General features: G+C 45.4%; 40 protein-coding genes. 11 read left to right on the top strand and 29 right to left on the bottom strand.

Translation table 11 applies throughout. From position 1 onward, the window contains the following. Positions 1–5 precede the first annotated feature (5 nt). From AB4274_RS04925 to AB4274_RS04885, 9 genes are all read left to right on the top strand, one after another. Positions 6–593, top strand: coding sequence for a DedA family protein (locus tag AB4274_RS04925; protein WP_372056148.1), 588 nt, complete (start codon positions 6–8; stop codon positions 591–593). After that, positions 590–1,723 (top strand): ATP-grasp domain-containing protein, encoded by a 1,134-nt coding sequence (locus AB4274_RS04920; RefSeq protein WP_017058884.1) that lies wholly within the window; start codon positions 590–592, stop codon positions 1,721–1,723. The genes AB4274_RS04925 and AB4274_RS04920 overlap by 4 nt, the downstream gene beginning before the upstream one ends. Before the next feature lie 19 nt (positions 1,724–1,742). Then, the gene (locus tag AB4274_RS04915; protein ID WP_372111192.1) at positions 1,743–2,285 is read left to right on the top strand and encodes a hypothetical protein; all 543 of its coding nucleotides are present in this window, start codon (positions 1,743–1,745) and stop codon (positions 2,283–2,285) included. A 2-nt stretch (positions 2,286–2,287) separates the two neighbouring features. After that, entirely contained in the window at positions 2,288–3,037 is a 750-nt protein-coding gene (locus AB4274_RS04910) for an NRDE family protein (protein WP_017058882.1), read from the top strand. Positions 3,038–3,049: 12 nt separating this feature from the next. Then, a complete protein-coding gene (locus AB4274_RS04905) occupies positions 3,050–3,487 on the top strand; it encodes a YHS domain-containing (seleno)protein (RefSeq protein WP_102333018.1) in 438 nt (145 codons plus the stop codon). Positions 3,488–3,499: 12 nt separating this feature from the next. After that, a complete protein-coding gene (locus AB4274_RS04900; protein ID WP_372111190.1) occupies positions 3,500–5,254 on the top strand; it encodes a lysophospholipid acyltransferase family protein in 1,755 nt (584 codons plus the stop codon). Between the two features lie 71 nt (positions 5,255–5,325). Then, on the top strand, positions 5,326–5,892 hold the full coding sequence (locus tag AB4274_RS04895; protein WP_017067547.1) for a Crp/Fnr family transcriptional regulator: 567 nt from the start codon (positions 5,326–5,328) through the stop codon (positions 5,890–5,892). 57 nt (positions 5,893–5,949) lie between these two features. Continuing rightward, a complete protein-coding gene (locus AB4274_RS04890) occupies positions 5,950–6,402 on the top strand; it encodes a GNAT family N-acetyltransferase (RefSeq protein WP_017058878.1) in 453 nt (150 codons plus the stop codon). Then, positions 6,402–7,250, top strand: a complete 849-nt coding sequence (locus AB4274_RS04885) for a DMT family transporter (RefSeq protein WP_017058877.1) — start codon at positions 6,402–6,404, stop codon at positions 7,248–7,250. Before AB4274_RS04890 ends, AB4274_RS04885 begins: the two co-directional genes overlap by 1 nt. Before the next feature lie 59 nt (positions 7,251–7,309). Here AB4274_RS04885 and AB4274_RS04880 read toward each other — a convergent pair whose 3' ends face one another. After that, entirely contained in the window at positions 7,310–7,894 is a 585-nt protein-coding gene (locus AB4274_RS04880) for a LysM-like peptidoglycan-binding domain-containing protein (RefSeq protein WP_372111188.1), read from the bottom strand. A 213-nt stretch (positions 7,895–8,107) separates the two neighbouring features. On the opposite strand from AB4274_RS04880, the gene AB4274_RS04875 reads away from it, so the two are divergent. Then, complete coding sequence (locus AB4274_RS04875; RefSeq protein ID WP_017078817.1) at positions 8,108–8,728, top strand: FKBP-type peptidyl-prolyl cis-trans isomerase; 621 nt, start codon at positions 8,108–8,110, stop codon at positions 8,726–8,728. Between the two features lie 134 nt (positions 8,729–8,862). Beyond that, a complete protein-coding gene (locus AB4274_RS04870; protein ID WP_017058875.1) occupies positions 8,863–9,357 on the top strand; it encodes a DUF2780 domain-containing protein in 495 nt (164 codons plus the stop codon). Between the two features lie 349 nt (positions 9,358–9,706). Here the strand turns inward: AB4274_RS04870 and rplQ are convergent, their stop codons facing one another. The 28 genes from rplQ to rpsJ all read right to left on the bottom strand — a co-directional run bounded on the left by rplQ (position 9,707) and on the right by rpsJ (position 23,357). Next, positions 9,707–10,087: a 50S ribosomal protein L17 gene (rplQ, locus tag AB4274_RS04865; RefSeq protein WP_004729812.1), complete on the bottom strand. Its 381-nt coding sequence runs from the start codon at positions 10,085–10,087 to the stop codon at positions 9,707–9,709. A 24-nt stretch (positions 10,088–10,111) separates the two neighbouring features. After that, positions 10,112–11,104 carry a DNA-directed RNA polymerase subunit alpha gene (locus AB4274_RS04860; protein WP_004729813.1) on the bottom strand — a complete coding sequence of 331 codons (993 nt, stop codon included), beginning with the start codon at positions 11,102–11,104 and terminating at the stop codon, positions 10,112–10,114. 22 nt (positions 11,105–11,126) lie between these two features. Further along, positions 11,127–11,747, bottom strand: coding sequence for a 30S ribosomal protein S4 (gene rpsD, locus AB4274_RS04855; RefSeq protein WP_004738777.1), 621 nt, complete (start codon positions 11,745–11,747; stop codon positions 11,127–11,129). Between the two features lie 31 nt (positions 11,748–11,778). Next, a complete protein-coding gene (rpsK, locus tag AB4274_RS04850; protein WP_004738778.1) occupies positions 11,779–12,168 on the bottom strand; it encodes a 30S ribosomal protein S11 in 390 nt (129 codons plus the stop codon). Positions 12,169–12,187: 19 nt separating this feature from the next. After that, complete coding sequence (rpsM, locus tag AB4274_RS04845) at positions 12,188–12,544, bottom strand: 30S ribosomal protein S13 (protein ID WP_004738779.1); 357 nt, start codon at positions 12,542–12,544, stop codon at positions 12,188–12,190. A gap of 148 nt (positions 12,545–12,692) precedes the next feature. Further along, positions 12,693–12,806 (bottom strand): 50S ribosomal protein L36, encoded by a 114-nt coding sequence (gene rpmJ, locus AB4274_RS04840; RefSeq protein ID WP_000868186.1) that lies wholly within the window; start codon positions 12,804–12,806, stop codon positions 12,693–12,695. A gap of 41 nt (positions 12,807–12,847) precedes the next feature. After that, a complete protein-coding gene (gene secY, locus AB4274_RS04835; RefSeq protein ID WP_004738781.1) occupies positions 12,848–14,182 on the bottom strand; it encodes a preprotein translocase subunit SecY in 1,335 nt (444 codons plus the stop codon). Between the two features lie 20 nt (positions 14,183–14,202). After that, a complete protein-coding gene (gene rplO / locus AB4274_RS04830) occupies positions 14,203–14,637 on the bottom strand; it encodes a 50S ribosomal protein L15 (protein WP_004736758.1) in 435 nt (144 codons plus the stop codon). Between the two features lie 5 nt (positions 14,638–14,642). Continuing rightward, positions 14,643–14,819, bottom strand: coding sequence for a 50S ribosomal protein L30 (gene rpmD, locus AB4274_RS04825; protein WP_004736756.1), 177 nt, complete (start codon positions 14,817–14,819; stop codon positions 14,643–14,645). A gap of 7 nt (positions 14,820–14,826) precedes the next feature. Continuing rightward, the gene (gene rpsE / locus AB4274_RS04820; RefSeq protein WP_017061307.1) at positions 14,827–15,327 is read right to left on the bottom strand and encodes a 30S ribosomal protein S5; all 501 of its coding nucleotides are present in this window, start codon (positions 15,325–15,327) and stop codon (positions 14,827–14,829) included. A 14-nt stretch (positions 15,328–15,341) separates the two neighbouring features. Next, positions 15,342–15,695: a 50S ribosomal protein L18 gene (gene rplR / locus AB4274_RS04815; RefSeq protein ID WP_004738784.1), complete on the bottom strand. Its 354-nt coding sequence runs from the start codon at positions 15,693–15,695 to the stop codon at positions 15,342–15,344. A gap of 9 nt (positions 15,696–15,704) precedes the next feature. After that, positions 15,705–16,238 (bottom strand): 50S ribosomal protein L6, encoded by a 534-nt coding sequence (gene rplF / locus AB4274_RS04810; RefSeq protein ID WP_017063712.1) that lies wholly within the window; start codon positions 16,236–16,238, stop codon positions 15,705–15,707. Positions 16,239–16,248: 10 nt separating this feature from the next. Continuing rightward, positions 16,249–16,641, bottom strand: coding sequence for a 30S ribosomal protein S8 (rpsH, locus tag AB4274_RS04805; RefSeq protein WP_017061309.1), 393 nt, complete (start codon positions 16,639–16,641; stop codon positions 16,249–16,251). Between the two features lie 29 nt (positions 16,642–16,670). Continuing rightward, on the bottom strand, positions 16,671–16,976 hold the full coding sequence (gene rpsN, locus AB4274_RS04800) for a 30S ribosomal protein S14 (protein ID WP_004738789.1): 306 nt from the start codon (positions 16,974–16,976) through the stop codon (positions 16,671–16,673). Between the two features lie 16 nt (positions 16,977–16,992). Beyond that, complete coding sequence (gene rplE, locus AB4274_RS04795) at positions 16,993–17,532, bottom strand: 50S ribosomal protein L5 (RefSeq protein ID WP_004738790.1); 540 nt, start codon at positions 17,530–17,532, stop codon at positions 16,993–16,995. Positions 17,533–17,556: 24 nt separating this feature from the next. Then, entirely contained in the window at positions 17,557–17,874 is a 318-nt protein-coding gene (gene rplX, locus AB4274_RS04790) for a 50S ribosomal protein L24 (protein WP_004738792.1), read from the bottom strand. Positions 17,875–17,885: 11 nt separating this feature from the next. Then, positions 17,886–18,257 carry a 50S ribosomal protein L14 gene (gene rplN / locus AB4274_RS04785; RefSeq protein WP_004736740.1) on the bottom strand — a complete coding sequence of 124 codons (372 nt, stop codon included), beginning with the start codon at positions 18,255–18,257 and terminating at the stop codon, positions 17,886–17,888. A 162-nt stretch (positions 18,258–18,419) separates the two neighbouring features. Beyond that, positions 18,420–18,674 carry a 30S ribosomal protein S17 gene (gene rpsQ, locus AB4274_RS04780; RefSeq protein WP_004736739.1) on the bottom strand — a complete coding sequence of 85 codons (255 nt, stop codon included), beginning with the start codon at positions 18,672–18,674 and terminating at the stop codon, positions 18,420–18,422. Then, complete coding sequence (gene rpmC, locus AB4274_RS04775; protein WP_004736737.1) at positions 18,674–18,865, bottom strand: 50S ribosomal protein L29; 192 nt, start codon at positions 18,863–18,865, stop codon at positions 18,674–18,676. Before rpmC ends, rpsQ begins: the two co-directional genes overlap by 1 nt. Next, on the bottom strand, positions 18,865–19,275 hold the full coding sequence (rplP, locus tag AB4274_RS04770; RefSeq protein WP_004736736.1) for a 50S ribosomal protein L16: 411 nt from the start codon (positions 19,273–19,275) through the stop codon (positions 18,865–18,867). Before rplP ends, rpmC begins: the two co-directional genes overlap by 1 nt. An 11-nt stretch (positions 19,276–19,286) precedes the next feature. Continuing rightward, the gene (rpsC, locus tag AB4274_RS04765; protein ID WP_004736734.1) at positions 19,287–19,985 is read right to left on the bottom strand and encodes a 30S ribosomal protein S3; all 699 of its coding nucleotides are present in this window, start codon (positions 19,983–19,985) and stop codon (positions 19,287–19,289) included. Positions 19,986–20,003: 18 nt separating this feature from the next. Further along, a complete protein-coding gene (gene rplV / locus AB4274_RS04760; RefSeq protein ID WP_004736732.1) occupies positions 20,004–20,336 on the bottom strand; it encodes a 50S ribosomal protein L22 in 333 nt (110 codons plus the stop codon). A gap of 10 nt (positions 20,337–20,346) precedes the next feature. Next, positions 20,347–20,625: a 30S ribosomal protein S19 gene (rpsS, locus tag AB4274_RS04755; RefSeq protein WP_004736729.1), complete on the bottom strand. Its 279-nt coding sequence runs from the start codon at positions 20,623–20,625 to the stop codon at positions 20,347–20,349. Positions 20,626–20,644: 19 nt separating this feature from the next. Continuing rightward, positions 20,645–21,469: a 50S ribosomal protein L2 gene (gene rplB / locus AB4274_RS04750; protein ID WP_010435149.1), complete on the bottom strand. Its 825-nt coding sequence runs from the start codon at positions 21,467–21,469 to the stop codon at positions 20,645–20,647. 14 nt (positions 21,470–21,483) lie between these two features. After that, positions 21,484–21,786, bottom strand: a complete 303-nt coding sequence (gene rplW, locus AB4274_RS04745; RefSeq protein WP_004736765.1) for a 50S ribosomal protein L23 — start codon at positions 21,784–21,786, stop codon at positions 21,484–21,486. Continuing rightward, positions 21,783–22,385 (bottom strand): 50S ribosomal protein L4, encoded by a 603-nt coding sequence (gene rplD / locus AB4274_RS04740; RefSeq protein WP_004738803.1) that lies wholly within the window; start codon positions 22,383–22,385, stop codon positions 21,783–21,785. Before rplD ends, rplW begins: the two co-directional genes overlap by 4 nt. Positions 22,386–22,401: 16 nt before the next feature. Beyond that, positions 22,402–23,031: a 50S ribosomal protein L3 gene (gene rplC / locus AB4274_RS04735; RefSeq protein ID WP_004736763.1), complete on the bottom strand. Its 630-nt coding sequence runs from the start codon at positions 23,029–23,031 to the stop codon at positions 22,402–22,404. A 14-nt stretch (positions 23,032–23,045) separates the two neighbouring features. Further along, the gene (gene rpsJ / locus AB4274_RS04730) at positions 23,046–23,357 is read right to left on the bottom strand and encodes a 30S ribosomal protein S10 (protein ID WP_004736761.1); all 312 of its coding nucleotides are present in this window, start codon (positions 23,355–23,357) and stop codon (positions 23,046–23,048) included. Positions 23,358–23,830 lie beyond the last annotated feature (473 nt).

Genomic DNA, 23,830 nt, shown 5'->3' with positions numbered 1-23,830 from the left:
ATTTGATGGGCACCGTCGAGAGCATTCAAGCATGGTTACATTCAGGGGAGGAGTCGCTGCTATGGCTGATGCTTGGCATTATCGCGCTTTCTTACCTGCTTGAAGATCTGGCAATCGTGACGGCCGCTGGTTTAGCGACTCAAGCACTCATCCCACCGCAATATGCGTTACTTGCAATTTTCATTGGCATTGCCACTGGTGATCTTGGTCTTTATTACCTTGGTAAATCAGGACGTTACTTCCGAGGCGTTCGATATAAAGCCCTCACCAATAAGTACTTTCGTTCGCTTCGTACCAAATTACGCCAAAACGCATTCAGCAGCCTTTTTGTTATCCGCTTTATTCCTGGGCTACGCACCGTTGGTTTTACTCTGAGTGGCTTTTTCGCCATCCCACTGCCTACTTTCTTATTTGCCGTCATCGGCGCAACTGCGCTCTGGACTGGCATTGTCTTCTCTGCCATCTACTATTTAGGGACATCAGCCTGGCTGCAAGCCTCTGAATATCAATGGATCATCATCCCGTGTGCCATCGTTTTGCTGTTTATCGGCAATCGATTAATGAATAAAACCTACTCTAGAGGGCTATCATGAGTTCACCGCAAGATATTCGCATCATTCCCGCACATCAAATTAATGCAGGTATGCCTCTGCTTGAAAAAGATACCGTGCGAAGTGTCTCTCCTTATGAGTTTCTTCCGACTTGGTTCTTCTACACGCCAGTGGTCATTCAAAGCCTGATGCAAGGGTTACGGCACTTTGACTGGGCGCTGCCGCTCATCGCCAATCCAAGCATTAAGTTAAGCGGCATGGTAGGCGAATCAAAACATGAGATATTGAGCCTTGCCGGATCTTCAAGTCAGCGTTGGATCTCACCGTTTATAACCCTAACCAAAACGGATCTCGGCAGTAAAAAACAAGCCGAAGACGCACGCAGCGCACTCATACAAACGGATCTTGATTTCCCTATCGTGGCTAAGCCGGATCTTGGCTGTCGAGGTGTTGGCGTTAAGCTGATCAACAACCAAGTTCAACTTGAGCAATATGTCGAATCTTTCCCAAATAATGCTCGCTTTCTACTGCAAAAAAAGGCGCCTTATCAAGCCGAAGCGGGTGTTTTCTACGTTCGTTACCCAAATAAAAAGCAAGGTGAGATCATCTCGATCACACTCAAATATGCGCCAATGGTGATGGGTGATGGCAAGTCGACACTCAAGCAGTTAATTGAAAACAGCCCGCGCGCTGGGCAACTCAGCCACCTGTATCTACCAAGGCATGAAGATAAATTGGATCAAGTGCTCGCAGAGGGTGAAGAGTTCCAACTCGCGTTTGCAGGCAGCCATAGCCGTGGCTGTATCTTCCGAGACGGTAATCAATACATCACTCAGGCTCTAACAGAACGCTTAGACGAGATATTCGACGACTTCGATGGCTTTCACTTTGGTCGACTCGACGTCAAGTTTAAAGACATGTACAGCCTAATGAACGGTGAGGATTTCACGATTCTTGAGGTCAATGGCGCAAGCAGTGAGGCTGGACATATCTGGGATCGCAACACCCCATTACGAGAGATATTTTCTACGCTACTCCTGCAATATCGCATTCTTTTTGATATTGGTGCTCAGCAAAAACAACGAGGCCACCAATCCCCTTCTTTCAAGAGCTTATTTGCGGCGTGGCAAGAAGAGCGACGTCTTGTTCAACAATATCCGACTACCGACTAACTTTGCACGAGGATCATGAATGAACCCCATAGCCCAACCGAGCGCCCTTACTTCTTTCTCTCCTAGTATCAAGGGAGCGGTAGAGATATTGAATCAGGGTCTAGAGTTTTTGTTAGCGATTTCTGACAGAGATTACCTGACACGAGCAAAGCCACACGTTACAAGCTCTATCGGTGAACATACTCGTCACACACTGGATCTTTTTCACGCCTTGATTTTAAAAGAGGATGAGGCCGTTGATTACAACACTCGTCGTCGTGGTCATCCTGTCGAATACGACCGCTCTATTGCAGTCAAAGAGATCCACTATGTGATCAACTGGCTTGAACGATTAGACCGTCGAGATCTCGAAGCGCCTATCATGATCCAAACCGAGGTTTCGATGGATGCTCAAGTGTTCGCAAGCCTGCCTTCAACGCTCGAAAGAGAGGTCACCTTTGCCGCACTGCATGCCAATCATCATTACGCGATGATCAAGGTGATCACCACCTTCCTAGACGTCGAGACCTGCAACACCTTTGGTTATGCCCCAACCACCAACAGCTATCTGAGGGAGCAATAATAATGTGTTCAGTATCTTGGCTGCTTGAAGAGAATGGTTATCAGGTCTTTTTTAATCGTGATGAACAAAAGACGCGAGCACTGGCAATGCCACCCAGACAATATCGAGTCAACGGTGTCGATATCATTATGCCACTCGACCCAACTGGCGGCGGTAGCTGGATAAGTATTAATGAGTTCGGGCTTTCGCTATGCCTACTTAATAACTATCAAGGCACAGTGCCCGTTGGTCCTTTAGTAAGCCGCGGTTTGCTACTTAAAAACCTATCATCGAGTCGTAATATCAGTCAGCTATCTGAAGCGTTTCACAAGCTAGACCTACACTCTTTTGCCCCATTTACCTTGCTAGCTTTCGCGCCCAATCTAACCCAACACAATGGTCTGGTTATCGCCTACATGTGGGATGGTATTCAACAGAAAATAGTCGACACTGATTCTCCACTCTTCTCATCCGGTGTTGATTTAGAGCGAGTGCAAGCCTACCGACAAGCAAAATATGATCAGCTCATGGCGGCAGGTAAGAATCAACAGAACTTACTGATGTTCCACTCTCACCATCACAATGAGCAACCTCATTTAGCGACCTGTATGCATCGCGAAGACGCACATACCGTGAGCTTTACACACTTACGTAACCTGCATGGTCAAGCCTCTATGTTTTATGCACCCGGCTCACCATGCGAACCCATTAAACCATGTCAGATAAATCAGCAGCGCTTTACCTTTGATTTATCACCCGCAATCAATCTATAGATGGAGTCCATCATGAGAAAACTATTCACCATGGTTCTGCTACTTGTTAGCCCGTACGTATTTGCCGCCGATGAAATCTACACTGGTTTCTTTAGCAGTAAGGCGCTCGATGGCTACGATACCGTCGCATATTTCACTTCCGGTAAGCCCATTGAAGGCAGTAAAAAATTCAGCACTGAGTACAAAGGGGCGGATTGGTATTTCTCTTCTGAAAAGAATCTGACTTTATTTGTTAATAATCCTGAAAAATATGCCCCTCAATATGGTGGCTATTGCGCTTGGGCAGTATCAGCGAAGAGCGACTTTGCACCGAGTGACCCACATCAATGGACGATTGTTGATAACAAGCTTTACCTCAACTACGACCAAGAGATTAAGCAGCGCTGGGAACAAGACCAAGCACAGCATATTCAACAAGCCGATAAAGTTTGGCCGCAACTGATTAAGTAAGGTAATTTCATTATGATTGATAGTCCTTTTCGTTTACCACGTTACACGCCTTTTGGTTTAGGTGAGTCTGTTGTCGAGTGGGCAACTGGGCTATCTAAGCTAGACCGACTCTACCAAGATCGTAAAAACGAGTTATCTAGCTTCGAATTCATGAATTACACTCTGTCGGCGCTCAATATCGACTACTCGGTTGCATCGGGAAGCACGGAAAACATCCCGGAAGAAGGGCCTGTCGTGATTGTGGCGAACCACCCGCTTGGCGCCATCGAAGGCGTGATCCTTGCCGATCTCGTAGGATCAGTAAGAAAGGATGTGAAGGTGCTGGCCAATGAGTTACTTAAGCGCCTGCCTGAACTGGATGATCTTTTCATCGGTGTCGATGTCTTTAACAGTAAAGAATCGAAACGCACCAATGCCAAAGCGATTCGAGATGCCAATCGTCATTTGGCTGATGGTGGACTATTGATTGTATTCCCAGCAGGTGAAGTATCAAGCTACCGTAAAGGGGCAAAAACACTGACAGACATCGAGTGGAGCAAGTCGGTAGCGAAATTCGTCAAACGTCACCAAGCCACCACGGTACCTATCTTTATCAATGGCAAGAACAGTGAGCTTTTCTATCAAGCGGGTCGTGTTCATCCACTGTTGAGAACCGCTCTACTCGGGCGTGAACTTCTTAATAAACAAGCGACAACTATCTCTATCTCGATTGGCTCATCGATTCCATATTCAGAGATAAAATCGTTTGAAAAAGAGATGGATATCGTCAACTACCTACGACTTAATACCTATCTAATGAGTCAACAAGACAGCCCGAGCACGCCCATCCACGCACCTTCTTTTGATACCCAAGTGATTGCGCCTATTCCGCCAGAAGTGTTGGCAATAGAGGTCGATTCTCTTCCGGAAGATATGAAGTTACTTGAGCAAGGGGACTTCGAGGTCTACTGCACGCCTAGCCAATCTATTCCTAACTTAATGCGCGAGATTGGTCGAGTAAGAGAAGAAAGCTTTAGAGAAGTCGGAGAAGGCAGTGGGCTGGCCTGTGATTTAGATGAGTATGACCTTTACTACCATCAACTGTTTGTGTGGAATAAAACCAAGGCAGAACTGGTCGGGGCGTATCGACTCGGTATGGTCGACAAACTCATCGCAGAGCACGGGCTTGATCAGCTTTACTCTCGTAGCCTGTTTAACTACAACCAAGAATTCATTGATACGTTAGAAAACAGCATTGAGCTTGGGCGATCGGTAGTAAGTAAACCTTACCAAAAGAGCCTGAACTCACTGTTACTATTGTGGAAAGGCATTGCGACCTTTGTGTCTCGTCACCCTCAATATACCCATCTGTTCGGCCCAGTCAGTATCAGCAATGATTACAGCCACAATGCGCGTCTGTTGATCGCGACCACGTTATCAATCCACCATTATGATGAGGAAAAGGCGAATTTGGTTTCACCTTCGTCACCACTCAATACCAGCAGTCATGTGTTCTGGCAAAATCACCTGCTCTCTTCACTGGCGAGTGTGCCTCTGCTCTCTAAAGTGTTAGCACGCATGGAGCAAGGTAAAGGCCTGCCGGTACTGCTGCGCCAATATCTAGGGATGAACGGTAAACTGGTGTGTTTTAATGTCGACCCATCGTTTAATGATGCCTTGGATGGCTTGATTGTCGTGAACCTTAAAAAGGTACCACTGAAGACTCTGGGTAAATACATGGGCAGAGAGCTTGCTCAAGATTACCTAGAGCAACACGCACGCCGCTGATTTATCCCGCTCTGTACCTCTCTCCAAATAAGTGCGATGATTTCGGCACTTATTTGGGATAGGTTATTTTCATGCACACCTCTTTTATCGAACAACTGCAAAGCTTCGACTTCTCTGAAAGCCAGATTGAATCTCTACTCGCTGTCGCCAAGCCACTTGAGCTGCCAACCAGACACATCTTGATCAATCAAGGTGAGATGGCGAGTTCAATCTACTTTGTACTTGAAGGCTTGTGCCATGCCTGCTACCTCACTGATGATGGTAAGCAATACAGCAAAGAGTTCTATTGGGAACAAGATTGGATCATCGGCTTTGAGAGTCTGATAAAGAACCAAGCCTCTCCTTACCTATTAGAAACGCTGACACCCATCACCATGTTAGAGCTGCCAATGAATGCGGTTATCGAGTGGCGTGCATCAAATAATCCTTTGTATTTAAAGCTGTTAGAAACACAACTGATGCATAAGGAAAACAAAGAACGCTTCATGCTGCTCTATACACCAGAGCAACGCTATCAGCTGTTCTGCGAGCACTATCCCGACCTTGAGCAGCGCTTGAACGACAATCAAATTGCAGCCTACCTAGGAATAACCGCAATCAGCCTGAGCAGAATTAAAGGTCGAATTAACAATAGTTAATGCCAACAATCATCGCGCATAGTACATTCAGAGCATCGATAATCTCTGGATGTAAACATGATCACTTGGCACTCAATTCCTTTTTCTGAACTCTCAACACAACAGCTTTATCAACTACTTAAATTAAGAGTCGATGTATTTGTGGTCGAGCAGACTTGTCCTTATCCAGAGCTGGACGGTAAAGATACACTCGCGGGTGTTGAGCACCTGCTTGGCTATGCTGATGAAGAGTTGGTAGCGTGTGCACGTTTATTACCACCAGGTACCTCTTACGACAACACCAGCATCGGTCGAGTCGCAACCAAGCAATCGGCAAGAGGTGGTGGCTTGGGGCATCAATTAATCAAAGAAGCATTAACACGCTGCGAGGCTCTTTGGCCAAATACGGCCATTGATATTGGCGCGCAGCAACACCTAGAAAACTTCTATGCGAGCCACGGCTTCAACACCATCTCGGATATGTACCTCGAAGATGACATTCCTCATATAGACATGAGATTAGAAAAATAATGACGAATATCACTGCCGGTATTCTATTGTTGGTTGCAGGTAACTTGTTTGCCTCGCTTTCCGACGTAGCGGTAAAGCTGTTAAATGGCGAAGTACCGCCCTTACAGTATATTTTTTTCCGACAGTTGATATCTCTGCTCATCATCACCCCTTTGTGGCTACAGCAGAAAAAAGAACAACGGCGCTTACAGCAGGCTAAGGTAACCTTCATTCGAGGTCAGTTAATTCTGATCGGCAGTGGGTGCATGGTGGTCGCGATCACTCACTTGTCTTTGGCAACCGCCAACGCAGTATTTTATGTCGCGCCTTTACTGATGTTGCCGCTCTCAATGTTGCTATTGAAAGAGCAACCGGCACTCGGCAAGGTTATCGGCACAACCATAGGTTTTATTGGTGCATTGATTGTCTTGAGGCCATCACAATTTCATTGGGCGGCACTGTTTGCTTTGGGGACAGCACTCACCCTAGCACTATTTAATGTACTCGTAAGAAAGCTTCCTAGTGAGCAAACGGTGGTCACTACGCTGTGGTGGACAACCTTATTCTCTATTCCAGCCTCATTAGTACTGTGCTTCTTATACTGGCAGCCAGTGTCTGTGGAGCATTTGGGATACATAGCCCTGAGTGCGACGCTAATCTTAAGTTACAACGGCCTTGCAGTTGCTGCCTATCAAAAAGCACACTCTAGCCAAATTGCCTTGGCTGAGTATTCAGGATTGGTGTTTGTCGCGCTAATAGGTGCAATATGGTTCGATGAGATTCCGGATACATTAACCTTTATCGGAATCATGCTTATCATCTTGCCACTCGCCCCTTTCAAGCGACCAAAAAAAAGAGCTAATGCTTAGCTCTTTTCTATCGTTTATCTGTGTCTGGTGAAGCGCTTTAACTCAGGCTCACTATTCATCTACTTACTGCGACCAAAGCCACCATCGGATAAGCGGAAGAACATCACCGAAGTGTCGCCTTTCTCTAGCTGAAGAATGTCCAACTGCCCAGTTTCAGCAAGTTTGAAACGAACCAGCTGGCCTTTACGAATCTGACTGAGCGGCTTATCTGCACCTTCAATTCGCACTAACGCATTCAAGTCAGACAATGGCAAATCGTTGTTTCGAAAAACCTGCGCTAACGTATCCCCTTGCTTAACAAGGTACTCCTGCCAATTTTTGTTACTCGGTTCTAATGAGCTGTTCTTGGCATTTTGCTGTTCGCTTAAGCCGACGGTGTTTATTTCAAGCTCAACGCGCGATGTTGTTGGAGCTGTGTCTACTTTAGGTTCTGGTAGCGGCACAAAAAGTAATATCAGTACGATCGGAGAAATCACCATCAACAGTCTTTGGTGTAACTTCGGCAATAAACCCCAAGTTTGCGCTGTCGAGGTTTTCATTTTCTTCACATCGATCGAACTCAATTTCTCTTTGACCTGATTCAGTCGATCCTTGAATTCTGCTAAGTGGTCAACTTTCTGTTTTTTCTTTTGACGACGATTCATACCACTGCGTCCTATACATTGAATAACTACAGTATAAAAACCAAAGTACCAACAGTATAGATCTTTCCGTCACAACAAGGCCCAAAGCGAGAAAATTGACATGGCTGTGATTTGGGCACGGTAAAGCGCAAGTGATCAGGGACTAGCCGTTTCTTCACGCTGCTAATACTGGTATTCTTACCCTTTTCGTACTGACAAAAAGAGTGACTTTTCATGTCTGAAGTAAAATTTGAAACTGTAGAGCAAAAAGCTAGCTACGGTATCGGTCTACAAATGGGCCAACAACTTGCTGGTTCTGGTCTTGAAGGCCTAAACGTTGACGCAATCGCTGCTGGTATCGCAACAGCTCTAGTTGGTGACATGCCAGCTATCGAAGTTGACGAAATCAACAACGCACTACAAGAGCTACACACTCGTGGTGAAGCTGCACGTCAAGAACTAGCTAAAGCAGCAGCAGCTGACGGCGAAGCTTTCCTAACTGACAACGCTCTTCGTTCAGAAGTAACAGTTCTTGAGTCTGGTCTTCAGTACGAAGTACTAACTGAAGGTACTGGCGAAATCCCTACTGCAGACAAGCAAGTACGTGTTCACTACCACGGTGAACTAACTGACGGTACTGTTTTCGACAGCTCTGTATCTCGCGGTCAACCTGCTGAATTCCCAGTAACTGGCGTAATTCAAGGTTGGGTACAAGCTCTACAAATGATGCCTGTTGGCTCTAAGTGGAAGCTATACATCCCTCAAGATCTAGCATACGGTGAGCGTGGCGCAGGTGCTGCAATCCCACCATTTGCTGCTCTAGTATTTGAAGTAGAACTTCTAGCTATTCTTTAATTTTTATAAAAACCTTTAGTAAAACAAAATACTATTGGCAAATAAAATTGAAATAATCCAACGGCGATGTGACTACATCGCCGTTTTTCGTTTATAGTGAAAGAGTAAATTACTTTATTACTTAAGGACGAATAATGAAGAAAGTACTCATCACAGTTTTAAGCAGCCTTGCTGTTGTCTCTTGCGCTAGCACTAGCGACTCTGAACAAACCAGTTCATCATCAGATACCAACTATTCCCAACTATCACAAACTGCACTAATGGCAGCAGTGAATATGTGGTCTCAGCAGAACGAAACAACACCACTTGTGGATACGGTAGCTGACCAAGCTTCTGTTACCAGCGACCAAGCAGTTGGCGGTATTGGTTCAATGTTGGCCCTTGCACAAAACTCACTTGGCACAGCCGACAACAAAGAACTCGCGACACTTATTCCAGGCATGTCGAGCCTTGAGTCTACGGGGCTATCATCGCTACTAAGCTCACAAGGTGCCGTTGAAAGTGCGTTTTCTGGATTAGGTATGGATCCATCAATGGTTACAACATTTGCACCCATCATTCTTCAAGCACTGCAGTCACAAGGTGCAACGAGCGGCCTGATGGATTCACTTTCAGCTATATGGCAATAATCGTTAGTTATTAATAGCTAGCTTAAAAACTAATAAGGGCACTTCGGTGCTCTTTTTTGTGCGTGGAAGAAAAGATATTTGAGATACGAGATACGAGATACGAGATACGAGACACGAGACACGAGACACGAGATACGAGATACGAGATACGAGATACGAGATACGAGATACGAGATACGAGATACGAGATACGAGATACGAGATACGAGACATTTTTGAAAATTGGAGCAGATAAGACAAGCAAAAAGTGCCAAACATCATGGTGCAATTTCTATTATCTTTTCCTTGTTCTACAGACACAAAAAAGCCGAGCTAATGCTCGGCTTTTGTATTAAGAATCTAGTATAGATTACTCAGCAGCTTCTTCAGCAGCTGGGCGGTCTACGAGCTCAATGTAAGCCATTGGAGCTTTATCACCAGTACGGAAACCACATTTAAGAATGCGAGTGTAACCACCTTGGCGAGCCGCGAAACGCGGGCCTAGTTCATTAAATAGTTTTGCCACAACTTCGTTATCACGAGTGCGAGCAAATGCAAGACGACGGTTAGCAACACTGTCTGTCTTAGCTAGGGTAATCAATGGCTCAATTACGCGACGTAGTTCTTTTGCTTTAGGCACGGTAGTTTTAATAACTTCGTGACGAACAAGAGAGCTAGCCATGTTGCTGAACATCGCTTTGCGATGACTGCTGTTGCGGTTGAGTTGACGACCACTTTTACGATGGCGCATGACCTAATCCTTCTAACTTTTCGATTAATCTTCAGCGATTGACGCTGGTGGCCAGTTTTCTAGACGCATGCCTAGAGAAAGACCACGTGAAGCAAGCACATCTTTAATCTCTGTAAGAGATTTCTTACCAAGGTTTGGCGTTTTAAGTAGCTCAACCTCAGTGCGCTGTACAAGATCACCGATGTAGTGAATCGCTTCTGCTTTCAAACAGTTAGCAGAGCGAACTGTTAGTTCAAGATCGTCTACAGGACGTAGTAGGATAGGATCGAATTCTGGCTTCTCTTCCTTCTCCTCAGGTACACGTACATCACGAAGATCTACGAACGCATCCAATTGTTCAGCTAAAATAGTAGCTGCACGACGGATTGCTTCCTCAGGTTCTAGAGTACCGTTCGTTTCCATATCGATAACAAGCTTGTCTAAATCAGTACGTTGTTCTACACGTGCCGCTTCTACAGCGTAAGCGATTTTATCAACCGGGCTGTAAGTAGCGTCAACTAGTAGACGACCGATAGGACGCTCATCTTCTTCAGTATGGATACGAGCTGAAGCTGGAACGTAACCACGACCACGTTCTACTTTGATACGCATAGCGATCTCAGCGTTGTCATCCGTTAGGTGACAAATTACGTGCTCAGGGTTAGCGATCTCTACATCACCATCGTGGGTGATGTCACCTGCAACAACAGGGCCTGAGCCTGATTTGTTCAGTGTAATAAACACTTCATCTTTGCCTTCAGCAACGCGTACAGCCAAACCTTTAAGGTTTAGAAGGATTTCCAGGATATCTTCCTGAACGCCTTCTTTAGTGCTGTATTCGTGTAGCACACCTTCAATTTCAACTTCTGTTACGGCACAACCCGGCATAGAAGATAGAAGAATGCGGCGAAGAGCATTACCTAGAGTGTGGCCGAAACCGCGCTCTAATGGCTCAAGAGTTACTTTCGCGTGTGTCGTATTGATCTGTTCAATGTCAACAAGACGCGGCTTAAGAAATTCTGTTACAGAACCCTGCATTGTGTCCTCTCTTTTTTTAACCTTACTTAGAGTAAAGTTCGACGATCAAGTGTTCATTGATGTCAGCTGATAGGTCAGAACGCTCAGGCATACGCTTGAATGTACCTTCCATTTTGCCAGCATCTACTTCAATCCAAGTTGGCTTTTCACGTTGTTCAGCAACTTCTAGAGCCGCTTTAATACGAGATTGCTGTTTAGCTTTCTCGCGGATAGAAACAACGTCGTTTGCCGCTACTTTGAAAGAAGGAACGTTTACAACTTTACCGTTAACTAGAATAGACTTGTGGCTAACTAGTTGACGAGATTCAGCACGAGTGGCGCCAAAGCCCATACGGTAAACTACGTTATCAAGACGACCTTCAAGAAGCTGAAGCAGGTTTGCACCTGTGTTGCCTTTAAGACGTGCAGCTTCTTTGTAGTAGTTGCGGAATTGTTTTTCTAGAACGCCGTAGATACGACGAACTTTTTGCTTCTCACGAAGCTGAACGCCATACTCAGATAGACGACCGCGACGAGCGCCGTGTACACCTGGTGCGTTATCAATTTTACACTTGGTATCGATCGCACGGACACCAGACTTAAGGAATAAGTCAGTACCTTCGCGACGGCTAAGCTTAAGCTTAGGACCCAAATATCTTGCCATGATCTTTCTCCAATATTCCTAGAAACGAAACTTAAACGCGACGTTTCTTAGGTGGACGACAACCGTTATGAGGGATTGGTGTCGCATCAACAATGTTAGTGATACGGAAACCAGCAGCGTTCAGTGCACGAACAGTAGATTCGCGACCTGGACCTGGACCCTTAACCATAACTTCCAAGTTCTTTAGGCCATATTCTTTAGCCATTTCACCACAACGCTCAGCTGCAACTTGTGCTGCGAACGGAGTAGATTTACGAGAACCACGGAAACCTGAACCACCTGCTGTAGCCCATGCAAGAGCGTTGCCTTGACGGTCAGTGATAGTTACGATTGTGTTGTTGAAAGAAGCATGAATGTGCGCTACGCCATCAGCTACTTGCTTGCGTACGCGCTTACGCGCGCGAGTTGGTTGTTTTGCCATTGTACTCTACCTTATCCGACTATTTCTTGATCGGCTTGCGCGGACCCTTACGGGTGCGAGCGTTGGTTTTAGTACGCTGTCCACGTAGTGGTAGACTGCGACGATGACGAAGACCGCGGTAACAGCCAAGGTCCATAAGACGCTTGATGTTCATCGATACTTCACGACGTAGATCACCTTCTACAGTGTACTTAGCTACACCATCACGCAGTTGATCGATCTGCTCTTCAGTTAGTTCACTGATCTTAGCATCTTCAGCAATACCCACTTCAGCTAGAATAGCTTGAGAGCGAGTTTTACCGATACCGTAGATTGCAGTAAGTGCAATTACAGAATGCTTATGATCAGGAATGTTAATGCCGGCTATACGGGCCATTATTCACTCCTAAGGGGTTCATAAAAGAATTATCCGCAGCAAAGCCCGTTATGGATACGCTGCGGCATACTACTTCTTTTGCACGCAAAAGGTAGGCCGAGGAATATACTCGACTCTACCTTGTATTTCAAGTAAAAATTTCTGCTAATTAGCCTTGGCGTTGCTTATGCTTTGGCTCACTGCAAATCACGCGAACGACACCGTTACGCTTGATAACTTTACAGTTACGGCAGATTTTTTTAACGGAAGCACGAACTTTCATTGCTAAACTCCGTAAATGGAATCGAAATTGTTACCACCGAATTAACGGCCGTAACCCTTCAGATTCGCTTTCTTTAACACAGAATCATACTGTTGTGACATCAGATGAGTCTGTACCTGTGCCATGAAATCCATGATAACTACCACTACGATTAGTAGTGATGTGCCGCCAAAGTAGAAACGAACGTTCCACGCGACCATCATGAACTCAGGAATCAGACATATAAAAGTAATGTATAGAGCGCCCGCAAGGGTTAGTCTAGTCATCACTTTATCGATATATTTCGCTGTCTGCTCACCTGGGCGGATACCGGGTACGAATGCACCAGACTTCTTCAAGTTATCAGCTGTTTCACGTGGGTTAAACACCAACGCTGTATAGAAGAAACAGAAGAAGATTATAGCTGCTGCATAAAGCATTACATACAAAGGTTGACCTGGGCTAAGAGCTAATGACACGTCAGTTAACCAACCGAACGCGCTGCTTTCACCATTTTGACCAAACCACTGCGCTAATGTTCCTGGGAACAAAATAATACTTGATGCGAAAATCGCTGGAATAACACCTGCCATATTAATCTTAAGAGGCAAGTGAGAGCTTTGTGCTGCAAAAACTTTACGACCTTGTTGACGTTTCGCATAGTTAACGACGATACGACGTTGACCACGTTCCATGAAAACTACGAAGTAAATAACAGCAAAAGACAATACAGCAATCAACAGCAGAAGAAGCACATGCAATTCACCTTGACGCGCTTGCTCGATTGTTTGACCGATTGCAGAAGGCAATCCAGCAACAATACCTGCAAAAATCAGAATGGAAATACCATTACCGATTCCTCGCTCAGTGATTTGTTCACCTAACCACATTAAGAACATGGTACCAGTTACTAAACTCACGGTAGCAATAAGCGTAAACATGGTTTGGTTGATAACAACCAGATTGTCGACCATGTTTGGTAAGCCTGTTGCGATACCAATAGCTTGGAATGTTGCAAGTACAAGCGTGCCGTAGCGTGTATATTGGCTTATCTTACGACGGCCTGCTTCACCCTCTTTCTTGAGTTCCGCTAACGCTGGATGAACTACAGTTAGCAATTGGACTACGATCGATGCCGAAATGTACGGCATGATACCCAATGCTAATATAGATGCACGCTCAAGAGCACCACCGGAGAACATGTTAAACATTTCTACGATGGTACCTTTTTGCTGATCGAACAAATCGGCAAGTACAGCTGCGTCAATACCAGGGATCGGCACAAAAGAGCCGGCTCGGAATACTAAAAGTGCACCAATTACGAATAATAAGCGCGACTTTAGTTCACTTAAGCCGCTCTGAGCACTACGAAAATCTTGTCCTGGTTTCTTAGCCATCTGTACCTCGTTCCTCGAGATTATTCCTCGATTTTACCGCCTGCAGCTTCGATTGCAGCTTTAGCGCCTTTAGTCACGCGTAGACCTTTAACAGTCACAGCTTTGCTTAGGTCACCAGAAAGAACGATCTTAACAAACTCGATGTTCTTAGTGATAACGTTAGCAGCTTTAAGGCTGTTAAGATCAACTACGTCACCTGTTACTTTCGCTAGCTCAGCTAGACGAACTTCAGCAGACACTAGGCTCTTACGAGAAGTGAAACCGAATTTAGGTAGACGTTGTTTTAGAGGCATTTGACCGCCTTCAAAACCTGGACGAACAGAGCCGCCAGAACGTGACTTTTGACCTTTGTGACCACGGCCACCTGTTTTACCAAGGCCAGAACCGATACCACGACCTACACGCTTCTTAGAAGGTTTAGAGCCAGCAGCCGGTGATAGAGTATTCAAACGCATTCTGATTACTCCTCAATCTTAACCATGTAGTAAACCTTGTTGATCATACCGCGTACGCACGGTGTATCTTCAAGTTCTACTGTATGGTTGATGCGACGAAGACCTAGACCTTTAAGACACGCTTTGTGCTTAGGTAGGCGACCAATTGAGCTTTTAGTTTGAGTTACTTTAATAGTTGCCATCGTGTGCTTACTCCGAAATAGATTCAACAGTTAGACCACGTTTAGCAGCAACCATTTCTGGTGACTTAACGTCTACTAGAGCACCAATCGTTGCACGAACGATGTTGATCGGGTTCGTTGAACCGTATGCTTTAGAAAGTACGTTATGTACGCCCGCAACTTCAAGTACAGCACGCATTGCACCGCCGGCAATAACACCTGTACCTTCTGCAGCTGGCTGCATGTAAACTTTAGAGCCCGAATGACGACCTTTCACCGGGTGGTGAAGAGTGCCTTCGTTAAGCGATACTGTAACCATGTTACGGCGCGCTTTTTCCATTGCTTTTTGAATCGCAGCAGGTACTTCACGAGCTTTGCCGTAACCGAAACCTACGCGACCGTTACCGTCACCAACTACTGTTAGTGCAGTAAAGCTCATGATTCGACCACCTTTAACCGTCTTAGATACACGGTTAACTGCGATCAGCTTTTCTTGCAAATCATTAGCTTGTTGTTGTTCTTTAGCCATCTTCCAACCCTACCTTAGAATTTCAGACCAGCTTCGCGAGCAGATTCTGCTAGCGCCGCTACTCGACCGTGGTATTGGAAACCAGAACGATCAAATGCAACTGAAGCTACGCCTTTTTCAAGAGCGCGCTCAGCAACAGCTTTACCAACTGCTTTAGCTGCATCAACGTTACCAGTGTTCTTAACTTGCTCACGGATCGCTTTTTCTACAGTAGAAGCAGCTGCGATAACCTCAGAGCCGTTTGCCGCGATAACTTGTGCGTAAACATGGCGAGGAGTACGGTGTACTACCAGGCGAGTTGCACCAAGTTCTGCAATCTTACGACGTGCACGTGTAGCACGACGGATGCGAGATGCTTTCTTATCCATAGTGATACCTTACTTCTTCTTAGCTTCTTTAGTACGCACATTTTCATCTGCGTAACGAACACCTTTGCCTTTGTAAGGCTCAGGAGCACGGTAAGAACGAATGTCAGCCGCAACTTGACCTACTACTTGCTTATCGCAACCAGTAATGATGATCTCAGTTTGGCTAGGGCACTCAGCTTTAATACCTTCAGGTAGAGCGTGCTCTACTGGGTGAGAAAAACCAAGAGTTAGAGCTACAGAGTTGCCTTTCATAGCAGCACGGTAACCAACACCCTTAAGAGTTAGCTTCTTAGTGAAGCCCTCAGTAACACCCACAACCATGTTATTAACTAGAGCGCGAGCTGTACCAGCTTGTGCCCATGCGTTAGTAACACCTTCTTTCGGACCGAAAGTTAGGTTGGTTTCTTCCTGTGCAATAACTACGGCGCTGTTAAGAACGCGAGTAAGCTCACCTTTGCTACCTTTTACAGTAACTTCTTGGCCGTTTAGTTTCACCTCTACGCCAGCTGGAATAGCGACAGGTGCTTTAGCAACACGAGACATAATCTACTCCTTAAGCTACGTAACAGATGATTTCACCGCCAAGACCTGCTTTACGAGCAGCACGGTCAGACATCAGACCCTTGGAAGTAGAAACAACTGCAATACCAAGACCACCCATCACTGTAGGTAAAGAGTCTTTATTTTTATAAACTCTTAGACCAGGACGTGATACACGCTTGATTTGCTCGATTACAGGTTTAGCTTGGAAGTACTTAAGAGTAACTTCTAGCTCAGGTTTTGCTTCGCTGTTAACAGCGAAGTCTACGATGTAACCTTCAGCTTTAAGTAATGCAGCAATTGCAACTTTAAGCTTTGAAGAAGGCATTTTTACAGCAACTTTGTTTGCTGCCTGACCGTTACGAACTCGGGTCAGCATATCCGAAATCGGATCTTGCATGCTCATAAGATTTACTCCAAATGATTAAGTGGCAATTACCAGCTAGCCTTACGAAGACCCGGAATCTCGCCTTTCATGCAAGCTTCACGAACCTTAATGCGGCTTAGACCGAATTTACGTAGGTAACCGTGTGGACGACCAGTTTGGTTGCAACGGTTGCGCTGACGTGATGCACTTGAATCACGTGGAAGAGATTGCAGTTTAAGAACCGCATTCCAACGATCTTCTTCAGATGCGTTTACATCGCTAATGATAACTTTTAGCGCAGAACGCTTTTCAGCGAACTTAGCTACTAGTTTTGCACGTTTAGCTTCACGTGCTTTCATTGATTGTTTAGCCATAACAGTAACCCTACCCTTACTTACGGAATGGGAAGTTAAAGGCAGCCAGCAGAGCTCGGCCTTCCTCATCGGAACCCGCAGAAGTCGTGATAGTGATATCAAGACCGCGGACACGATCGACTTTATCGTAGTCGATTTCCGGAAAGATGATTTGCTCGCGAACGCCCATGCTGTAGTTACCGCGACCGTCAAAAGACTTAGCGCTAACACCACGGAAATCACGTACACGTGGAAGTGCGATAGAGATTAAACGCTCTAAAAATTCCCACATGCGCTCACCACGCAAGGTTACTTTACAACCAATTGGGTAGCCTTCACGAATTTTGAAACCAGCTACAGATTTACGCGCTTTAGTGATAAGTGGCTTTTGACCAGAGATCGTTGCCATATCAGCTGCTGCGTTTTCTAGCAGTTTCTTATCGTTGATTGCTTCACCAACGCCCATATTTAGGGTGATTTTCTCAATCCTAGGGACTTGCATGACGCTTGTGTAGCTGAACTCTTTGGTAAGCTCAGCGACTACAGACGACTTGTAGTAATCATGCAGTTTCGCCATAGTAGAACTCCAAATTACTTCTAATTAGTTAGAAACAGTTTCGCCGTTAGATTTGAAGAAACGAACTTTCTTGCCATCTTCGATACGGAAACCGATACGGTCTGCTTTACCAGTAGCCGCGTTAAAAACAGCAACGTTAGAAGCATCAATAGCTGCTTCTTGTTCAACGATGCCACCTTGTTGACCTAGAGCCGGAACCGGCTTTTGGTGTTTCTTAACAAGGTTGATGCCTTCAACGATAACTTTACCAGTTGTCAGAACCTTAGTTACTTTACCTTTCTTGCCTTTATCTTTACCAGCAAGAATGATTACTTCGTCATTACGACGGATTTTAGCTGCCATATTGCCGCTCCTTACAGAACTTCAGGTGCTAGTGATACAATCTTCATGAATTTCGCGTTACGAAGTTCACGAGTCACAGGACCAAAGATACGTGTGCCGACTGGTTGCTCAGTAGTGTCATTTAACAATACACAAGCATTACTGTCGAAGCGAATGACAGAACCGTCTGGGCGACGAACGCCTTTACGGGTGCGCACTACTACCGCCTTCAGAACATCACCTTTCTTTACTTTACCGCGAGGAATCGCTTCCTTCACTGTAACCTTGATGACGTCACCGATATGTGCATAACGGCGGTGAGAGCCACCCAGAACCTTAATACACATTACCTTGCGCGCGCCAGAGTTATCTGCTGCGTCAAGTGTACTTTGCATCTGGATCATTGTTAGTGCTCCGCTAAATATTAAAACTAGACCCTCTCGGGTCGGGCTGCCTCTTTAAAAGGGACGCGAATTGTACCACCCTTTTTTTAAATTGGGTAGACAAAAAACAAGCGGCTCCAAAAAATAATTTGGAGCCGCTTATAAGTTATAGAATTACAAAGATTAAATCTTCGCTTTTTCTAGAACTTTAACCAATGTCCAAGACTTAGTCTTAGACAGAGGACGACACTCAGCGATTTCAACTTTGTCGCCTAGGCCACAAGTGTTGTCTTCGTCGTGTGCGTGTACTTTAGTCGTGCGTTTGATGAACTTACCGTAAATTGGGTGTTTTACAGTGCGTTCAATAGCAACAACGATAGACTTGTCCATCTTGTCACTTACTACACGGCCTTGCTGGATGCGGTTAGTTTCGCTCATTATGCGCCTGCCTTTTCAGTCAAAACAGTTTTCACACGTGCGATGTCACGGCGTACAGCTTTTAGAGTATGAGTTTGCTGAAGTTGACCAGTTGCAGCTTGCATGCGCAAGTTGAACTGTTCACGTAGCAAATTCAATAGCTCAGCGTTAAGCTCTTCAACGTTCTTTTCGCGTAGATCTTGTGCTTTCATCACATCACCTGCTTAGTTACAAAAGTAGTTTTAACAGGCAGTTTACGTGCCGCTAGGCGGAACGCTTCACGTGCCAACTCTTCAGGTACGCCATTCATCTCGTACATAACTTTGCCTGGTTGGATTTGAGCAACCCAGTACGCAACTGAACCTTTACCTTTACCTTGACGAACTTCAAGAGGCTTTTCAGTAATTGGCTTGTCTGGGAATACACGAATCCAGATTTGACCTTGACGCTTAATGTGACGTGTCATAGCACGACGTGCCGCTTCGATTTGACGTGCAGTCAGACGACCACGGCCAACAGCTTTAAGACCGAATTCGCCGAAGCTTACTTCAGTACCTTTAGCTAGACCACGGTTACGACCAGTCATAACCTTGCGGAACTTAGTACGTTTTGGTTGTAGCATCGTTCGACTCCTTACTTACGGCCTTTACGCTGCTTCTTAGGCTTATCGCCTTTTGGCTCTACTGCGTTAGCAGCTGGCATACCGCCTAGAATCTCACCTTTGAAGATCCAAACTTTAATGCCGATCACACCGTATTGAGTGTGAGCCGAAGAAGTTGCGTAATCAATGTCTGCACGTAGAGTGTGTAGAGGCACACGGCCTTCACGGTACCACTCAGAACGTGCGATTTCAGCACCGCCAAGACGGCCGCCTACTTGTACTTTGATGCCTTTAGCGCCTAGACGCATAGCATTTTGTACCGCACGCTTCATTGCACGACGGAACATAACACGACGCTCTAGTTGAGACGCGATGCTATCAGCTACAAGCTGACCATCTAGCTCAGGCTTACGTACTTCAGCGATGTTAATTTGCGCTGGTACACCTGCGATTTTAGCTACAGCTGCGCGTAGCTTCTCTACGTCTTCACCTTTCTTACCGATAACAACGCCAGGACGAGCAGTGTGAATAGTCACACGGATGCTCTTAGCTGGACGCTCGATAACGATACGAGATAATGATGCTTTTTGTAGTTCCTTTGTAAGGAACTGACGTACCTTGAAGTCGCCGTCTAGGTTGTCAGCGAATTCGTTGGTATTAGCAAACCATGTAGCATTCCAAGGCTTAACGATGCCAAGACGAATACCATTAGGATGTACTTTCTGACCCATTGCTTACTCTCCTAGTCTTTAGCGATCTGCTACAACAATAGTGATGTGGCTTGAACGCTTCAAGATACGATCCGCACGACCTTTAGCACGAGGCATAATACGCTTCATGATAGGGCCCTCATCTACGAAGATTTTAGCGACATTTAGATCGTCGATATCTGCACCTTCGTTATGTTCCGCGTTAGCGATAGCTGACTCAAGAACCTTCTTAACTAATACAGCAGCTTTTTTGTTGCTGAAAGTTAGAATTTCTAGAGCTTGGTCTACCGACTTACCGCGAATTTGGTCTGCAACTAAGCGAGCTTTCTGTGGAGAAATACGAGCAAAGTTATGTTTAGCTAAAGCTTCCATCATCTACTCCTTATTTCTTCTTAGCTTTCTTATCTGCAGCATGACCGCGATAAGTACGAGTTGGTGCAAATTCGCCCAGTTTGTGACCGATCATTTCTTCGGTAACGAAAACTGGAACGTGCTGACGACCATTATGGACAGCGATGGTCAAACCAATCATTGTTGGGATGATCATTGAGCGACGGGACCAAGTCTTAATAGGCTTTTTGTCTCCGCTTTCCACCGCTTTCTCTACCTTCTTCAGCAAGTGTAGGTCAATAAAAGGACCTTTCTTGAGAGAACGTGGCATGGCGATTCCTCTTTATAAATTATTTAGTGCGACGACGTACGATGTACTTGTCAGTGCGCTTGTTCTTACGAGTCTTGAAGCCCTTAGTAGGAACGCCCCAAGGAGAAACTGGGTGACGACCACCAGATGTGCGGCCTTCACCACCACCATGTGGGTGATCCACCGGGTTCATTACTACACCACGTACGGTTGGACGTACGCCGCGCCAGCGTGAAGCACCAGCTTTACCAAGTTCACGTAGCATATGCTCAGAGTTACCAACTTCACCGATCGTTGCACGACCTTCAGAAAGAACTTTGCGCATCTCACCAGAACGTAGACGGATAGTTACGTATGCACCATCGCGAGCGATGATTTGAGCATAAGCACCAGCCGAACGAGCTAGTTGAGCACCTTTACCAGGCTTAAGTTCAACACAGTGTACAGTAGAACCTACTGGGATGTTGCGCATCGGCAGAGTGTTACCTGCTTTGATTGCAGCATCTACGCCAGATTGAATCTGGTCGCCTGCGTTAACACCTTTAGGTGCAATGATGTAACGACGCTCACCGTCTGCGTACAGAACTAGAGCGATGTTAGCACTACGGTTTGGATCGTATTCTAGACGCTCAACTTTCGCTGGGATGCCATCTTTAGTACGTTTGAAGTCAATTACACGGTAATGGTGCTTATGACCACCACCGATGTGACGTACTGTAATACGACCGTTGTTGTTACGACCACCGTTCTTAGAGTTTTTCTCTAGAAGTGGTGCGTATGGCTTACCCTTGTGTAGGTCAGCGTTAACAACTTTAACGACGTGACGACGACCAGGGGAAGTCGGCTTACATTTAACAATAGCCATTTTTACTACTCCTGTTATTCCGCGCCGCCAACGAAGTCAAGATCTTGACCTTCTTTCAAAGTAACGTAGGCTTTCTTAACGTCTGAACGACGGCCTTCACGCATACCTTGACGTTTGGTCTTACCCTTTAATACAAGAGTATTTACAGACTTAACTTCAACTTCAAATAGCTTTTCTACAGCTGCTTTGATCTCTTTCTTAGTTGCATCTTTAGCTACTTTGAAAACGATAGTGTTCGCTTTCTCAGCTGCCATAGTTGCTTTTTCAGAGATGTGCGGAGCACGTAGAACTTTTAAGATACGCTCTTCAGTGATCATGCTAGCATCTCCTCAACTTGCTTAACTGCGTCAGCAGTCATTAGAACCTTGTCGAAAGCGATTAGTGATACTGGATCAACACCAGCAACATCACGTGCATCTACTTTGTATAGGTTACGAGCAGCTAAGAATAGATTTTCATCTACTTCGCCAGTCACAATCAGAACGTCGCTTAGCTCAAGCTCTTTAAGCTTAGCTACAAGTTCTTTTGTTTTTGGTGCTTCTACAGAGAAGTTATCAACAACGATTAAACGCTCTTGACGAACTAGCTCAGAAAGAATGCTCTTCATAGCACCGCGGTACATTTTTTTGTTTACTTTTTGGCTGTGATCTTGTGGTTTCGCAGCAAAAGTAACACCACCTGTACGCCAGATTGGGCTACGAATTGTACCAGCACGTGCGCGGCCAGTACCTTTTTGACGCCATGGCTTAGCGCCACCGCCAGATACTTCAGAACGAGTCTTTTGAGCACGAGTACCTTGACGAGCACCTGCTGCATATGCAACAACTACTTGGTGTACAAGAGCTTCGTTGAAGTCACGTCCGAAAGTAGTCTCGGAAACAGTTAGTGCATCAGCACCTTTAACCATCAATTCCATTACTTACTCCTAGACGTTATGCTTTAACAGCAGGTTTTACGATCACGTTTCCGCCTGTTGAGCCCGGTACTGCACCTTTAATAAGGAGTAGATTGCGCTCAGCGTCAACACGTACGATCTCTAGGTTTTGAGTCGTTACACGCTCAGCACCCATGTGACCTGCCATTTTCTTGCCTTTAAACACGCGGCCTGGAGTTTGACATTGGCCAATTGAACCCGGTGCGCGGTGAGACAAAGAGTTACCGTGAGTCATATCTTGAGTAGAGAAGTTCCAACGCTTGATAGCGCCTTGGAAGCCTTTACCTTTAGATGTACCAGTAACGTCTACTTTTTTAATTTCGTTGAAAAGTTCTACGTTTAGCTCAGCGCCAACTTCAAACTCTTCGCCGTTTTCTAAACGGAATTCCCAAAGACCGCGACCTGCTTCTACACCCGCTTTCGCGAAGTGACCAGCTTCAGGTTTAGTTACACGGTTAGCTTTCTTAGCACCAGTAGTTACTTGGATTGCTGCGTAGCCGTCTGTCTCAAGAGTTTTAACTTGAGAAATACGGTTCGCTTCAACCTCAACAACAGTTACTGGGATAGAAACGCCTTCTTCAGTAAATACGCGGGTCATACCCACTTTACGTCCGACTAGACCAATCATTATTCTTATCTCCCTTAACCTAGGCTGATTTGAACATCAACGCCAGCTGCAAGATCAAGACGCATTAGAGCATCAACAGTTTTATCTGTTGGCTCAACGATGTCGATCAAACGCTTGTGAGTACGGATTTCGTACTGATCACGTGCATCTTTGTTGACGTGTGGAGAGGTAAGAACAGTGAAACGCTCTTTACGAGTAGGAAGTGGAATAGGACCACGAACCTGTGCGCCAGTACGTTTTGCTGTTTCAACGATTTCCGCAGTTGAAGCATCGATTAGCTTGTAATCAAACGCTTTAAGGCGGATACGAATACGTTGGTTCTGCATGAGACAGAGCTCCAATTATTAAAAATTACACAAACAATATCGCCACTCAAACCCGATAAAACGAGAGAATGCCGATTGATTTATGTGAAACCGTAGCACCCAAAATTAGGACGCATTGTCAGTTAACTTTTGAAGTAAACAAGAAGTTTACTATTTTTATTAACCGCGAACATAAGCTGAGTATACATTACTAGGTAAGACCTACTCCTCAGTGCTCATTGGTTCACAACCAGCGTTAGCCAGTGCGATGCATTATACAGATCACACTTTAGTATGCAAGTAGTGTTGGAAAAATAATCGCAATTTATTGGAAGTTGGTTTTGTATCGAGAGGGAAGAAGATAGATGGAAGGTAATATTTCTTTTGAGAAAACAAAAGGGAAGCCGAAGCTCCCCTTTTCAGATGCGTGCTCTTCTAATGAAGAGAGTGCAAAAATCTAAATGCTATTAAGCGAAGATTTTAGCTACAACACC

It is taken from the genome of Vibrio sp. 10N.261.55.A10, from assembly GCF_041470825.1.
Classification (GTDB): Bacteria; Pseudomonadota; Gammaproteobacteria; order Enterobacterales; family Vibrionaceae; genus Vibrio; species Vibrio crassostreae_C.
Note: the sequence above shows the minus strand (reverse complement) of the source record. Positions and strands in the feature narration are given on the sequence as shown.